Source organism: Bacillus sp. ATD, assembly GCF_050585765.1.
In the GTDB taxonomy this organism is placed as follows: domain Bacteria; phylum Bacillota; class Bacilli; order Bacillales; family Bacillaceae; genus Bacillus; species Bacillus stercoris.
This window is the reverse complement of sequence record NZ_JBOBQH010000003.1, coordinates 311958-325987: the sequence shown is the minus strand read 5'-3', so window position 1 is coordinate 325987 and position 14030 is coordinate 311958. Positions and strand designations below refer to the sequence as shown.

Below are 14030 nucleotides of genomic sequence, written 5' to 3'. Positions count from 1 at the left end.
TTTTCTATACATTTAAAAAGTGTTGTCCATCTTCGTCATAGCGAATCGGTGTATGTCCGTATTCCTGCAGGTCAAACTCGGTTCTCAGCGGCTCTTCTATCGGCAGGCTGTAAATTCTGCTTGCTTTTATGTCCAGATCGAGAGCTGGATGAGAGAAAGAGGACAGTTTGCTGACAAGCGGAACAGACAGTGCTTTTTTCTTTTCGGATAAATAAGCCTGTCCTTTTTTCGTCATGCCGAGAAGCCTGATATATGGCACCTTATCGTCGTCAAGCAGCTTTTTTATATCCTGTTTTTTTGTTCTGGTTAAAATGTGCGTATTCATCCGCTGGAGCCTTGTCCATGTATAACGTTTCGTTTTCAGCAGCTCCATATATTCCAGATAGGAGCTGGCCTTTCTGATCGAACGAAGAATTCTGTGCTCTAAACCTTCCTCCACCTCGTATATTTGCTGTAATTCCTGTGCTGTTACTGTTGAAAGGCTGTATTTCAAGTAAGAAAAGTAGCGCTCAGGTGTATGCCACAATCCGAAAGATTTGCGGTAAGCTGCTAATTCTCGTGCAGATGCAGCAGGGAGAAAACGAAGGCAGGCTTCGAGACTCTGGCCAGTCATCGCTTTTCTGATGCTTGTGGCGCTTGCGATAGGGTTTTCACCTTCAGGGAGATCGGCATCATGATAGTCCGAAGAGATGCGTGCCGTGGTATAAGGTTTCATAGGATATCCCCCGGTTAGAATCGAAGTCACATACTGGTATCCCAAAATGTTATTTGGTTTTGACAAGTCAAGTGCACTTTCGGAATGCAAAATGGAGCTGAAGGCGCTAGCCGCCGCTGCTGGATAACTCGTCCCCGTTTTAAGTTCTTCTTTAATTCGGTCATCAAATGTATGTTTATGCTCATTAATAAGCTGTGCTGTTTCTAAAAACGGCTTGATATCCCCATTCTCACTCCCGAAAAACAGCGCCTCACATTCAATTTCGTTTAGGATGGAAACACTGCCGCGTGCAAAAATGTCCGCTTTTTGCACGGCATAAAGATAAGGCAGCTCAATAACAAGATCAACTCCGCTTTGCAGCGCCATTTTTGTTCGGGCCCATTTTGACACAACAGCCGGTTCCCCACGCTGTAAAAAATGCCCGCTCATCACCGCGACAGCCGTGTCGCATCCGGTTTGCCGCTTTGCTGTTTGGGCATGATAAAGGTGACCGTTATGAAAGGGGTTATATTCAACCACCAATCCGACAGCATTCATATTTTTTCCGCCTTTCTTGCTATGTTTAAAAACGTATGGTACATTTGCAAATGAAAACTCTTACGCCTTATTTTTGTTTTAAGTGTATGCATAGCATATTCCGCTGTCAACGATACTTGGATGGCAGCATTATGCTGTAAAGAAAAAATATTGACAAAAACAATCTTAAAAGCTATAATCATGTTTGTTGCTTTCCTGAGGTGATACAAATGAAATGGACGATTTATCAGCTGCATCAAATGCCAAAACAAAGTTTTGAATTTGATGAAACAGTTGAGTTAAATGAGCTGACAAAGCTGAATTCTGACATTCGCCGCATTTCTCCCGTCCGGGTGAAGGGCAGAGCGGATATCAAATCCAAACAGGTTTCGTTTGATTTTACAATTTCAGGCGAAATGATTTTGCCATGCTCAAGAACACTCGTTGATGTCCCGTATCCATTTGAAATTTCAACAAAAGAACTGTTTATATTTCATCACACGGATGATATAGAAGATGATGACGTTCACATTGTTGAGGACGATACTATCGACTTAACTCCGATCGTGAAAGAAGAAATTCTTTTAGAAATCCCTATGCAAATCTTTTGTGAATCTGAACAAGAAAAAGGAGCTGCTCCTCAAGAAGGAAAGGACTGGCAAGTCATTTCGGAAGAAGACAAGAAGAATCAAGTTGATCCGAGACTTGCAGCCCTCGAAAAGCTCTTAAAACAAGATGATGAATCTTAACTCTTTAAGGAGGTGGGAATAATGGCTGTACCTTTTAGAAGAACTTCTAAAATGAAGAAAAGATTGCGCCGTACACATTTCAAACTTAATGTACCTGGTATGACAGAATGTCCGTCATGCGGAGAGATGAAGTTGTCTCACCGTGTATGCAAAGCATGCGGATCATACAACGGCAAAGACATAAATGTAAAAAGTAACTAATGAGAAAAGCGCGGGGTGAAAGCCCTGCGCTTTTTCTTTTTCTCTTCCTGTCAGCTTGCGGAAAATTTGTGAGTGCAAATAGTCTATCTAATCTATTACCGGCATATGTATGAGATAAATAAGCTGACATGGAGGGAGATTGAATTTGACCATTACAAGACAAGATGCTTGGACTCAGGATGAGGATTTGCTGCTGGCAGAAGTGGTGCTTCGTCATATTCGAGAGGGAGGAACACAGCTTTCCGCCTTTGAGGAGGTAGGAAGGGCGCTGACCAGAACCGCGGCAGCCTGCGGTTTCAGGTGGAACTCATATGTAAGAAAACAATACCAGTCAGGTATAGAGCTTGCGAAAAAGCAGAGGAAAGAACTGAGAAAGCAAATCGGCGTTCATTCGGTCAATATGCCGAATTCCGTGAAGCAGACTGCCTCGGCATCGTCAGAAGGAAAACGAGACTTGTCCATTCAGGATGTCATTCAATTTCTCGAACAATTTAAAGAAGCACCTTCTGCACAAGAATTTCAGCTCGAAAGGGAAAAATTGAAGGAGCAAATCCAATCGCTGCAAAAAGAGCTTGAGGATTTGCGGAGTGAAAATCAAACATTGCGGAATCAGCTAGAGATGACAGAAGAGGATTACAAGGCATTGATCGACATTATGGATCGGGCCAGAAAAATGGTTGTATCCAAGGAAGACGGAAGAATGAAAAAAGCGGCTCAAGAAACGTAAAGAAACGCTTGAAATGAACCGGCCCTATAGGAAGAATAGGCCGGTTGTTTTTATGTCTATGCGGACTCTCCCGGTGTCATTTCGCGATCCATATCAGGATGCCAGATGAGCGGATTTTCCCCTTTGTCCCGTGCCATATCATACTTAACAGTTTTAAAGTTCATTTTGTTCCAAAATTCTGCTGATTTCATTCGCGGATTTGTCCGGATTGGCATTTTGAATGATTTTGCAAATTCAACCAAGGCTCTCCCATATCCCCTGTTCTGGTAGCCTGGAAGAACCTCAAGCTTCCACAGCTCCAAATAATCCTGGCGATTGTCAAAATAGGAATTCGATTTGCCGTTAACTTGATACAGACTCATTCGTGCTACAAGTTTGTCGCCGAAATAAATCCCGTAAAAAGGCGAAGTGCTGTCATTTTCAATAATATTATCCTGAAGATCTTCAAGCATTGAAAGCTCCTGAATGCCGTATTCTTTAAATTTCTTGAATTCTTCCAGCGTTTTATAGTTGATAAGCAGACGTTCTACCTTTGTCAAACCAATCTCCCCCTTTGTTGTTTCTATATATATTGTAAACGCTTTATTTAAAAAATCCAAATATTTAAACTTTAATTTTAAGCACATGGAATCTTTGAGAAGTAATTTCTTCATACTTCTGCTATGATAATACGTAAAAGCTAAATTGGGTGTGACATCATGAAAATTGGAATTATCGGCGGAGGCTCCGTCGGTCTATTATGCGCCTATTATTTGTCACTTGATCACGACGTGACTGTTGTGACGAGGCGGCAGGAACAGGCTGCGGCCATTCAGTCTGAAGGAATCCGGCTTTATAAAGGCGGGGAGGAATTCAGCGCTGATTGCAGTGCAGACACGCGTATCAATTCGGATTTCGATCTGCTTGTCATGACAGTGAAGCAGCATCAGCTTCAGTCTGTTTTTCCGTCGCTTGAACGGATCGGAAAAACGAATATATTATTTTTGCAAAACGGCATGGGGCATATCCACAACCTAAAAGACTGGCACGTTGGCCACTCTATTTATGTTGGAATCGTTGAGCACGGGGCTGTAAGAAAATCGGATACAGCTGTTGATCATACAGGCCTAGGTGCGATAAAATGGAGCGCGTTCGATGCTGAACCAGATCGGCTGAACATCTTGTTTCAGCATAACCACTCGGATTTTCCGATTTGTTATGAAACGGATTGGTACCGTCTGCTAACGGGCAAGCTGATTGTAAATGCGTGTATTAATCCTTTAACTGCGTTATTGCAGGTGAAAAATGGAGACCTGCTGACAACGCCAGCTTATCTGGCTTTTATGAAGCTGGTATTTCAGGAGGCGTGCCGCATTTTAAGGCTTGAAAACGAAGAAGAGGCTTGGGAGCGGGTTCAGGCCGTTTGCAGACTAACGAAAGAAAATCGCTCTTCAATGCTGGTTGACGTCATTGAAGGCCGGCAAACGGAAGCTGACGCCATCATCGGATACTTATTGAAGGAAGCAAGTCTTCACGGAATTGATGCCGTCCATCTAGCGTTTTTATACGGCAGCATCAAAGCATTGGAGCGAAATACAAACAAAGTCTTTTGAGCTTTTTCGGTAACATGCTATACTCATTTCGGATAACTAACTATTTATTGGAGAAAGGAAGTTCTAGAAGATGCAGCTAACTGAACTTTCCATCAAAAATCAGAATGTGTTTGTACAGCACTATATAGATGGCAAAGAAGAAATGTCTTCTTTTTTTGATTACAGCATTCATCATAAGGACATGTGGCGTGAAAGACTGCAAGACTTATCCTCCCGGTTTTTCGCAAGAGAGGAATTGGCGGCGTACTTATCCTCGTACCATAATAAATTCGGTTCAAGTGCGATGCAGTCCGCTATTGAGAAGCTGAAGGACCCGTCAAGTGCCGCTGTAGTCGGCGGACAGCAGGCAGGACTTTTAACAGGGCCGCTTTACACCATACATAAAATCATTTCAATCATTGTTTTAGCAAAGCAACAAGAAAAGGAACTGCAAGTGCCTGTCATACCGATCTTCTGGGTGGCCGGAGAAGACCACGATTTGGATGAGATTAATTTTGTTCATATTTCTGAAGAGAATGGTCCTGTGAAAAAAAAGCTGTCTCAGTCATATTGGAAGAAGTCATCAGCAGCGAGCACGACGCTTGACCAGGAAAAGTGTTCCGCGTGGATAGATGATGTGTTTGCCGCTTTTGAAGAAACAGACCACACGAATTCACTTCTTGATAATGTGAAACGATGTTTACGAGAATCTGTTACGTTTACTGACTTCTTTGAGCTGCTGATCGCGGATCTGTTCCAAGAGGAGGGCTTAGTTTTATTAAATTCTGGAGATCCTGGGATTAAAAAGCTGGAAACGGCTATGTTCCAAAAGATTCTTCGAGAAAATGATGAACTCGCCCGCGCTGTATCAGATCAGCAGGCCTTCATGCGCCAAGCAGGCTACAAACCGATTATCGAGTCCGGAAAAGAGCAGGCAAATCTGTTTTATGAATATGAAGAAGAACGTTTTTTAATTGAAAAAGATAACGGCCGATTTGTTGTCAATGAGCTTGATCTAGGATGGACGATGGATGAACTTCATACGCATATGGAAGAACATCCGGAGCGCTTCAGCAACAATGTTGTAACGAGACCTTTAATGCAGGAATTTCTCATTCCGACTTTAGCATTTATTGCAGGCCCTGGAGAAATCAACTATTGGGGTGAGCTCAAACAGGCTTTTGCGGTGATGGGTTTTAAAATGCCTCCTGTCATGCCAAGACTGAACATTACGATACTTGAGCGGCATATTGAGAAAAAACTGGCTGAACGGAATATCTCGTTACAAGATGCGATTGAGCGCGGAACGGAGAATCAAAGAGAGACATACTTCGAGCGCCAGATTCCGGAAGAGTTTACGGCGGTGATGGATCAAGCGAGAAGCCAAATTGAAGCGATTCACAAAACGGTCCGGCAGGAGGCGTTAAAGGTCGATCAAAGCATGGAACCTTTACTCCTGAAAAATGCCGCTTTTATTCAGGATCAGCTTCAATTCTTAGAGCGCACGGTGACGAAGCGAATTGAGGAAAAAGAAGGCTACGTATTGAAGGATTATGAGAGAATTCAAAATAGCATTAAGCCGCTTCTTGCGCCGCAAGAACGGATTTGGAATATCATGTATTATTTGAACAGGTACGGTCCAAAATTCTTCATGACATTCAAGAATCTGCCATTTTCTTTTCAAAATCAACATCAAGTTGTCAAACTTTGAAATAAAGTTTTAAAGAACCCTGAATAGTTCAGGGTTTTTTTTTATGGGTAAACAGTGTAAAATGAAGTTGTGGAGCGAAGTGGTGAATAGTGGTGAGTTAAGGAGAGAAAGTGGGGCAAGAGATCATGTTTATGGGTGAATATCAGCATACCATCGATGCGAAAGGCCGCATGATCGTACCCGCTAAATTTAGAGAAGGCCTAGGTGAGCAATTTGTGCTGACCAGAGGGCTTGACCAATGTCTCTTCGGCTACCCTATGCACGAATGGAAACAAATTGAAGAAAAACTGAAAGCTCTTCCTCTCACAAAGAAAGATGCCCGCGCGTTTACCCGTTTCTTCTTTTCAGGGGCGACCGAATGCGAACTGGACAAGCAAGGCAGGGTAAATATTGCATCATCTCTATTGAATTATGCCAAACTGGAAAAAGAATGTGTTGTTATCGGGGTTTCTAATCGAATTGAATTGTGGAGTAAAGTAATTTGGGAACAATACACAGAAGAGCAAGAAGATTCATTTGCTGAAATTGCTGAAAACATGATTGGGTTTGATATATAATGATTCTTCGTGTATAACACTCTAAAAACAATTTCAATTCATCCTGATAAAAGGTGGGACCAACACAAAATGTTTCAACACAAGACAGTACTTCTTCGTGAAACCGTAGACGGACTCAATATTAAACCGGACGGTACATATGTAGACTGCACACTCGGCGGAGCTGGGCACAGTACATACTTATTGCAGCAGTTATCCGAGAAGGGGCGTTTAATCGCTTTTGACCAAGATGATATGGCATTACAGCATGCGAAAGAAGCGTTGTCCGATTATAAAGGGCAGCTTATTCTGATTAAAAGCAATTTCAGGTATTTAAAAGAATGTTTGAATGAACAAGGTATTACAGAAGTAGACGGTATTTTATTTGATTTAGGGGTGTCCTCTCCGCAGCTGGATACACCGGAGCGCGGATTCAGTTACCATCATGACGCACCGTTGGACATGAGGATGGACCAGTCGGCTACGCTTACGGCGAAAGAAGTCGTTAATGAGTGGCGCTATGAGGATCTCGTCCGTATTTTCTTTAAATACGGAGAAGAGAAGTTCAGTAAACAGATCGCCAGAAAAATTGAGGAGGCAAGAATGAAGTCTCCTATTCAAACTACGGGCCAACTGGTCGATCTAATAAAAGACGCGATTCCCGCTCCAGCGAGAAGGAGCGGGGGACATCCCGCTAAACGCGTGTTTCAGGCAATCAGAATTGCCGTAAACGATGAACTTAGGGTGTTTGAAGAAGCTTTGGAGCAGGCAATTGAGGTTCTGAAGCCAGGGGGCAGGGTATCAGTCATTACCTTCCACTCGCTAGAAGACAGAATTTGCAAAACCACTTTTAAAGAAAAGTCGTCGCTTCCGGAACTTCCTCCGGGTCTTCCTGTTATACCGGAAGAGTTTGAGCCGGAGCTGAAGCTCATCACACGAAAACCGATTACGGCATCTCAAGAAGAGCTTGAAGAGAACAACAGGGCCCGTTCTGCCAAGCTTCGGATTGCTGAAAAAAGAAAATAACGAAACGCGAATGCAAAATTAAAAGGAGGTCATCAGCCTATGAGCAATTTAGCTTACCAACCAGAGAAACAGCAGCGGCATGCGATCAATCCTGAGAAAAAAGTGATTGTCAAAAAAAGGGCTTCCATTACTCTCGGAGAAAAAGTGCTTCTTGTCCTCTTTGCTGCGGCGGTGCTCAGCGTATCGCTTTTGATCGTATCAAAGGCATATGCGGCATATCAAACCAATATTGAGGTGCAAAAGCTTGAGGAGCAAATTTCATCCGAAAATAAGCAAATTGGTGACCTCGAAAAAAGCGTTGCTGATTTAAGCAAACCGCAGCGCATTATGGACATTGCGAAAAAGAACGGCTTGAATTTAAAAGATAAAAAAGTGAAAAACATACAGGAATGATTCAAATGCCAAAAAAGAATAAATTTATGAATAGAGGAGCAGCGATTCTAAGTATTTGTTTCGCTCTCTTTTTCTTTGTCATCCTAGGGAGAATGGCATATATTCAAATAACCGGAAAAGCGGACGGTGAAGTGCTTGCGACAAAAGCGACAGAGCAGCATGAAAAGAAACGGACCATCGAGGCAAGCCGCGGCTCGATTTTAGATCGAAACGGAAAAGTGATTGCTGAGGACACAGCGACGTATAAGCTGATTGCGATTCTCGATAAAAAAATGACCACTGATGTCAAGCATCCTCAGCATGTCGTAGACAAAGAAAAAACGGCGGAAGCATTGTCTAAAGTGATAAACTTGGACAAGGCAGACATCCTTGATATCTTAAATAAAGATGCAAAACAAGTCGAGTTTGGCTCAGCGGGCCGGGATATTACGTATTCACAAAAGCAAAAAATTGAAAAAATGAAACTCCCGGGCATTTCATTTTTACGGGATACAAAACGCTACTATCCAAACGGTATATTTGCATCTAATCTAATCGGCTATGCCGAGGTTGATCAGGACACAAATGAAATTTCCGGCGCGATGGGATTAGAGAAGGTGCTGGATAAGTATTTGAAGGAGCGGGACGGATATGTGACATATGAAAGCGACAAATCCGGCTGGGAGCTCCCAAACAGCAAAAATAAAATTACCGCGCCAAAAAATGGTGACAATGTATATTTAACCATTGACCAGAAAATTCAAACATTTTTGGAAGACAGCATGACAAAAGTGGCGCAAAAGTATAATCCGAAAAAAATTATGGCCGCAGTCGTCGATCCGAAAACAGGCAAAGTCCTTGCCATGGGACAGCGGCCAAGCTTTGATCCGAACAAGCGCGATGTGACAAACTACTATAATGATTTGATTTCATATGCGTATGAACCCGGATCAACGATGAAGATATTTACACTTGCTGCTGCGATGCAGGAAAACGTGTTTAATGCGAACGAACAATATAAGTCAGGGACATTTGAAGTTGGCGGAGCACCTGTTAGGGATCACAATAACGGTGTAGGCTGGGGTCCGACAACCTATCATGACGGCGTTCTAAGGTCGTCGAATGTCGCTTTTGCGAAACTGGCGAAAGAAAAGCTGGGATATGACCGCCTCAATCAATATTTGCACAAGTTCAATTTTTACCAGAAAACAGGTATTGATTTGCCAGGAGAAGTCTCCAGCAAAATTAACTTTAAATATGAATTTGATAAGGCGTCAACTGCATATGGCCAAGCGTCTGCGGTCACACCAATTCAGCAGATTCAGGCCGCAACGGCAATTGCGAATGACGGTAAAATGATGAAGCCTTATGTGATTGACCATATCGTTGATCCCGATAAAGATAAAACTATTTATCAAAATAAGCCGGAATCAGCCGGAACTCCGATTTCTGCAAGCACTGCGAAAAAGGTGCGGGATATATTGGGAGAAGTCGTTACATCGAAAATCGGAACAGGGCAAGCCTATAAAATCGAAGGTTTTGATGTTGCCGGGAAAACAGGTACTGCGCAAATAGCCGGTAAAGGCGGATATTTAGACGGCACAGATAACTATATCTTTTCGTTTATGGGTATGGCGCCTAAAGATGATCCTGAGCTTTTAATTTATGTTGCTGTACAGCAGCCGCAGTTAAAAGCAGGACAAAGCAGTTCAGATCCAGTATCAGAAATCTTCAACCCAACAATGAAAAACAGCCTGCATTACCTAAACATAGAGCCAACTGAAAAATCTAATTCTGATAAGGAAGAAACAAAAGCGCAGACAATGCCTGATTTAACAGATCAAACGGTTACTGCTGCTCAAAAGAAAGCAAAAGAAGAGAATCTCACACCGATTGTCATCGGCAGTGATGTCGCTGTAAAAGAACAGTATCCGAAAGCGGATGAGGAAGTTCTCACCAATCAGAAGGTTTTCCTGAAAACGGGCGGCAAAATCAAAATGCCTGATATGACAGGGTGGTCTAGAAGAGAGGTTCTTCAGTACGGCGAGCTCGCGGGAATTCATATTGAAGTAAACGGCCAAGGCTACGCTGTCAGCCAAAGCGTCAAGAAAGACAAAGAAATAAAAGATAAAACCGTAATCAAGGTTAAGTTTAAAAATCCTGATTAAAAAGAAAGCTTGCGTTATGCAGGCTTTCTTTTTTTATGCCTTCAGAGGAGCCTCGTTCTACCTGTCCAATTTCAGGCATAAAATGAAACAAGCCTAAATAAGGAGTGAACGGTCTCTTGCGCGTCTCGAATGTAACGGTTAGAAAACGTTTATTATTTGTTTTGCTTTTTGGCGTGATCGTGTTTCTGATCATTGATACAAGGCTGGGGTATGTTCAGTTTGTGATGGGCGAAAAACTGACTTCGCTGGCGAAAGATTCCTGGAGCCGTAACTTGCCGTTTGAGCCGGAGAGAGGCGAGATTCTGGACCGGAACGGCGTGAAACTCGCAACAAACAAAAGTGCGCCGACCGTATTCGTCGTGCCGCGCCAAGTACAGAATCCGATGAAAACGAGCAAGCAGCTTGCGGCGGTGCTCAACATGTCAGAAGAAAAAGTATATAAACATGTGACAAAAAAAGCGTCAATCGAAAAGATCACTCCTGAGGGGAGAAAAATTTCAAATGAGAAGGCGAAGGAAATCAAAGCGCTTGATTTAAAAGGTGTGTATGTTGCGGAGGACAGTATCCGTCATTACCCGTTCGGCAGCTTTTTATCTCATGTGCTTGGATTTGCAGGAATTGACAACCAAGGGCTCCTTGGACTGGAAGCCTATTACGACGATGATCTAAAAGGGGAAAAAGGTTCTGTTAAGTTTTATACAGATGCCAAGGGAAAGAAGATGCCTGATGAAGCGGACGACTATACGCCGCCTAAGGATGGGCTTGATATGAAGCTGACAGTTGATTCAAAGGTTCAGACGATACTGGAAAGAGAGCTTGATAACGCTGAGGCCAAATATCATCCGGACGGCATGATTGCCGTAGCTATGAATCCGAAAAACGGAGAAATCTTGGGGATGTCTAGCAGGCCTGACTTTGACCCTGCTGATTACCAATCAGTCGATCCGTCCGTCTACAATCGAAATCTGCCAGTATGGAGCACGTATGAACCGGGATCTACCTTTAAAATCATTACGCTTGCAGCAGCCCTTGAAGAGCAAAAAGTTAATTTAAAACGGGATCAATTTTATGATAAGGGGCATGCGGAAGTGGACGGAGCGAGACTGCGGTGCTGGAAAAGAGGCGGGCACGGGCTGCAGACGTATCTAGAAGTTGTACAGAACTCCTGCAACCCGGGGTTTGTTGAATTGGGCGAGCGCTTAGGAAAAGAAAAGCTTTTCAAATATATCAAAGACTTTGGTTTTGGACAAAAAACGGGAATTGATCTTCAAGGCGAGGGAACAGGCATCTTGTTCCCCCTTGACAGAGTGGGTCCGGTGGAGCAAGCAACAACGGCTTTCGGACAGGGAGTATCCGTCACGCCGATTCAGCAGGTTGCAGCGGTATCTGCCGCTGTAAACGGAGGGACGCTCTACACACCTTATATTGCAAAGGAATGGATCGATCCTGTTACGAAGAAAACGGTCAAAAAACAATCACCAATCGCAAAGAAACAAGTCATTTCTGAAGAAACATCCAAACAAATCCGTTATGCTCTAGAAAGCGTTGTCGCAGAAGGCACCGGCCGCAATGCATTTGTGGAAGGATATCGTGTCGGAGGAAAAACGGGAACGGCACAAAAGGTTAAAGATGGAAAATACCTCGAAAACAACCATATTGTATCATTTATCGGTTTCGCGCCCGCCGATGATCCGAGTCTGGTTGTCTACGTTGCGGTGGATAACCCGAAAGGCACGATTCAGTTTGGCGGAACGGTTGCAGCGCCTATTGTCGGGAATATTATGAGAGACAGCCTGCCGGAGCTTGGTGTGAAGCCCCGGAAAAATCAAATCGAGAAAAAATACCAATGGAACGACACAAAAACAATAGAAGTTCCGAATGTTGTAGGGATGTCTGTCTCAGATCTTGAGTCACTATTGGTGAATCTCAATGTAGATGCTTCCGGGAAAGGAAGCAAAATCGTTAAACAATCGCCAGCTGCCGGAACGAAAGTAAAAGAGGGTTCGAAGATACGCGTGTATTTGACTGAAGAAGATGAAAAGGAGGCAGCCGATTGATTCGGGCTGCCTATTCTTTTATTGCAGAAAAAATGCTGATATCTTTCAAGATTAGCTGGATGTATCCTTTTATTTACGCTAAAATATGAACTGTATGCTTAAAATCATTACCACATCCTTTGATGTGACTTCAATGATAAAAAGAACGAATTAGAATGTTGAGAGGTTTGATACGATGAAACTTACAAAGCTGCTTACATACTTAACAACCGAACCTTCTGTAAACGACTCACAAGACCCTGAAATAACTTCAATTGAGATGGACTCCAGAGAAGTAAAGAAAGGGAGTCTTTTTGTATGTGTAAAAGGGTATACGGTGGATGGCCACGATTTTGCGCAAAAAGCAGTAGAAAACGGCGCAGCGGCTATTGTGGCAGAACGAGAGGTCGATGTGGATGTTCCTGTTATTATTGTCCGGCAGTCACTTCGCGCGCTCAGCGTTTTGTCTGATGCGTTTTACGGACAGCCGACGAAGAAGCTCCAGCTGATCGGGATAACGGGGACAAACGGCAAAACTTCAACGACCCATATGGTCGATGAGATCTTGAAAAAAGCGGGAAAACGCACAGGCTTGATCGGTACAATGTACATGAAAATCGGAGACGAAACACTTCCAGTGAAAAACACGACTCCGGAAAGCGTCACGCTGCAGAAAACGTTTAAGAAAATGAATGACAAGCACGTCGACACTGCTATCATGGAGGTTTCTTCCCACGCCTTGTCTTTAGGACGCGTTCACGGCTGTGATTATGATATTGCCGTGTTTACGAATTTAACACAGGACCATCTGGACTATCATAAAACGATGGATGAGTACCGGCATGCAAAAAGCCTGCTCTTTTCCCAACTTGGCGGGGCTTTCAACCATGAACATCCAAAGCGTGCCGTACTGAATGCTGACGATGAGGCGAGCGCTTATTTTGAAAAGGTAACAGCAGCGCATATCTCTACATACGGAATTAAAAACAATGCTGACGTGATGGCGAAGAACATCAATATCACTGCACAGGGCACAAGCTTTGATCTTGTGACAAACAAAGGCACGAAGCACATCACGATGTCTCTCGTCGGACAATTTAATGTGTATAACGTGCTGGCCGCTGTTGCGACATGTATTGCAGCAGGCATACCACTTGAAATCATCACTGAGGCTGTTGAAGAATTGCGTGGTGTAAGAGGACGTTTTGAATTGGTCAATCAGCAGCAGGAGTTTCCTGTCATTGTAGATTACGCGCACACACCTGACAGCCTTGAAAATGTGCTGGAGACATGCAGAGACATGACAGAAGGAAAGCTATTTGTCGTTGTCGGCTGCGGTGGAGACAGAGATAAGACGAAACGCCCGAAAATGGCTAAAATTGCTGTGGAGCTGGCTGACGAGCCGATTTTTACTTCAGATAACCCGAGAAGCGAAGACCCTCGCGCGATTTTAAGAGATATGGAAGCCGGAGTAGAGAACGCATACTATCACAGTATTGCAAACCGCGAACAGGCGATCTTTTTCGCGATTGCCAATGCCAAAAAAGGCGACGTTGTCCTCATTGCAGGAAAAGGACATGAAACCTATCAGCAGATCGGAAATGAAACCTTCGATTTTGATGATGCTGAAGTAGCGGCGAGAGCCATTGTTGAACTCAATAAGAATAAGACGAATTCATAGGAAAGAGATGTTATTGAATAA

14 protein-coding genes are annotated in these 14030 nt (G+C 43.4%); 11 read left to right on the top strand and 3 right to left on the bottom strand.

Annotated elements, in window-relative coordinates; translation table 11 throughout:
* Nucleotides 1–4: 4 nt before the first annotated feature.
* Entirely contained in the window at nt 5–1252 is a 1248-nt protein-coding gene (locus tag ACQXR1_RS09900) for a nucleotidyltransferase (RefSeq protein ID WP_069838807.1), read from the bottom strand.
* Nucleotides 1249–1434 (bottom strand): hypothetical protein, encoded by a 186-nt coding sequence (locus ACQXR1_RS09895; RefSeq protein WP_014663874.1) that lies wholly within the window; start codon nt 1432–1434, stop codon nt 1249–1251. Before ACQXR1_RS09895 ends, ACQXR1_RS09900 begins: the two co-directional genes overlap by 4 nt.
* Nucleotides 1435–1461: 27 nt before the next feature.
* Here ACQXR1_RS09895 and ACQXR1_RS09890 point away from each other — a divergent pair, with 27 nt between their 5' ends.
* The 3 genes from ACQXR1_RS09890 to gerR all read left to right on the top strand — a co-directional run bounded on the left by ACQXR1_RS09890 (nt 1462) and on the right by gerR (nt 2908).
* On the top strand, nt 1462–1980 hold the full coding sequence (locus tag ACQXR1_RS09890; protein ID WP_014479718.1) for a YceD family protein: 519 nt from the start codon (nt 1462–1464) through the stop codon (nt 1978–1980).
* A gap of 21 nt (nt 1981–2001) precedes the next feature.
* Nucleotides 2002–2181: a 50S ribosomal protein L32 gene (gene rpmF / locus ACQXR1_RS09885; protein ID WP_003154457.1), complete on the top strand. Its 180-nt coding sequence runs from the start codon at nt 2002–2004 to the stop codon at nt 2179–2181.
* Between the two features lie 145 nt (nt 2182–2326).
* Complete coding sequence (gene gerR / locus ACQXR1_RS09880; RefSeq protein ID WP_014663876.1) at nt 2327–2908, top strand: sporulation specific transcriptional regulator GerR; 582 nt, start codon at nt 2327–2329, stop codon at nt 2906–2908.
* A 56-nt stretch (nt 2909–2964) separates the two neighbouring features.
* Here the strand turns inward: gerR and ACQXR1_RS09875 are convergent, their stop codons facing one another.
* The gene (locus ACQXR1_RS09875; RefSeq protein WP_014663877.1) at nt 2965–3447 is read right to left on the bottom strand and encodes an N-acetyltransferase; all 483 of its coding nucleotides are present in this window, start codon (nt 3445–3447) and stop codon (nt 2965–2967) included.
* Between the two features lie 159 nt (nt 3448–3606).
* Between ACQXR1_RS09875 and ACQXR1_RS09870 the strand changes: the two genes are divergently transcribed.
* From ACQXR1_RS09870 to ACQXR1_RS09835, 8 genes are all read left to right on the top strand, one after another.
* Nucleotides 3607–4500, top strand: coding sequence for a 2-dehydropantoate 2-reductase (locus ACQXR1_RS09870; RefSeq protein ID WP_430772049.1), 894 nt, complete (start codon nt 3607–3609; stop codon nt 4498–4500).
* A 70-nt stretch (nt 4501–4570) separates the two neighbouring features.
* On the top strand, nt 4571–6190 hold the full coding sequence (gene bshC, locus ACQXR1_RS09865; RefSeq protein ID WP_069838805.1) for a bacillithiol biosynthesis cysteine-adding enzyme BshC: 1620 nt from the start codon (nt 4571–4573) through the stop codon (nt 6188–6190).
* Nucleotides 6191–6315: 125 nt separating this feature from the next.
* Nucleotides 6316–6747 carry a division/cell wall cluster transcriptional repressor MraZ gene (mraZ, locus tag ACQXR1_RS09860; RefSeq protein WP_003221402.1) on the top strand — a complete coding sequence of 144 codons (432 nt, stop codon included), beginning with the start codon at nt 6316–6318 and terminating at the stop codon, nt 6745–6747.
* 69 nt (nt 6748–6816) lie between these two features.
* Nucleotides 6817–7752, top strand: coding sequence for a 16S rRNA (cytosine(1402)-N(4))-methyltransferase RsmH (gene rsmH / locus ACQXR1_RS09855; protein WP_014663880.1), 936 nt, complete (start codon nt 6817–6819; stop codon nt 7750–7752).
* A gap of 39 nt (nt 7753–7791) precedes the next feature.
* Nucleotides 7792–8145, top strand: a complete 354-nt coding sequence (gene ftsL, locus ACQXR1_RS09850) for a cell division protein FtsL (RefSeq protein ID WP_040083221.1) — start codon at nt 7792–7794, stop codon at nt 8143–8145.
* Complete coding sequence (gene pbpB, locus ACQXR1_RS09845; RefSeq protein ID WP_430772048.1) at nt 8142–10292, top strand: penicillin-binding protein 2B; 2151 nt, start codon at nt 8142–8144, stop codon at nt 10290–10292. The genes ftsL and pbpB overlap by 4 nt, the downstream gene beginning before the upstream one ends.
* Before the next feature lie 116 nt (nt 10293–10408).
* Nucleotides 10409–12349 (top strand): stage V sporulation protein D, encoded by a 1941-nt coding sequence (locus tag ACQXR1_RS09840; RefSeq protein WP_014663883.1) that lies wholly within the window; start codon nt 10409–10411, stop codon nt 12347–12349.
* A 175-nt stretch (nt 12350–12524) separates the two neighbouring features.
* Nucleotides 12525–14009, top strand: coding sequence for a UDP-N-acetylmuramoyl-L-alanyl-D-glutamate--2,6-diaminopimelate ligase (locus tag ACQXR1_RS09835; RefSeq protein WP_040083219.1), 1485 nt, complete (start codon nt 12525–12527; stop codon nt 14007–14009).
* Nucleotides 14010–14030 lie beyond the last annotated feature (21 nt).

Coding starts and splice junctions, on each gene's coding strand:
- ACQXR1_RS09900 (WP_069838807.1), bottom strand. CDS start 1,252: ATGAATGCTGTCGGATTGGTGGTTGAATATAACCCCTTTCATAACGGT.
- ACQXR1_RS09895 (WP_014663874.1), bottom strand. CDS start 1,434: ATGATTATAGCTTTTAAGATTGTTTTTGTCAATATTTTTTCTTTACAG.
- ACQXR1_RS09890 (WP_014479718.1), top strand. CDS start 1,462: ATGAAATGGACGATTTATCAGCTGCATCAAATGCCAAAACAAAGTTTT.
- rpmF (WP_003154457.1), top strand. CDS start 2,002: ATGGCTGTACCTTTTAGAAGAACTTCTAAAATGAAGAAAAGATTGCGC.
- ACQXR1_RS09870 (WP_430772049.1), top strand. CDS start 3,607: ATGAAAATTGGAATTATCGGCGGAGGCTCCGTCGGTCTATTATGCGCC.
- bshC (WP_069838805.1), top strand. CDS start 4,571: ATGCAGCTAACTGAACTTTCCATCAAAAATCAGAATGTGTTTGTACAG.
- mraZ (WP_003221402.1), top strand. CDS start 6,316: ATGTTTATGGGTGAATATCAGCATACCATCGATGCGAAAGGCCGCATG.
- rsmH (WP_014663880.1), top strand. CDS start 6,817: ATGTTTCAACACAAGACAGTACTTCTTCGTGAAACCGTAGACGGACTC.
- ftsL (WP_040083221.1), top strand. CDS start 7,792: ATGAGCAATTTAGCTTACCAACCAGAGAAACAGCAGCGGCATGCGATC.
- pbpB (WP_430772048.1), top strand. CDS start 8,142: ATGATTCAAATGCCAAAAAAGAATAAATTTATGAATAGAGGAGCAGCG.
- ACQXR1_RS09835 (WP_040083219.1), top strand. CDS start 12,525: ATGAAACTTACAAAGCTGCTTACATACTTAACAACCGAACCTTCTGTA.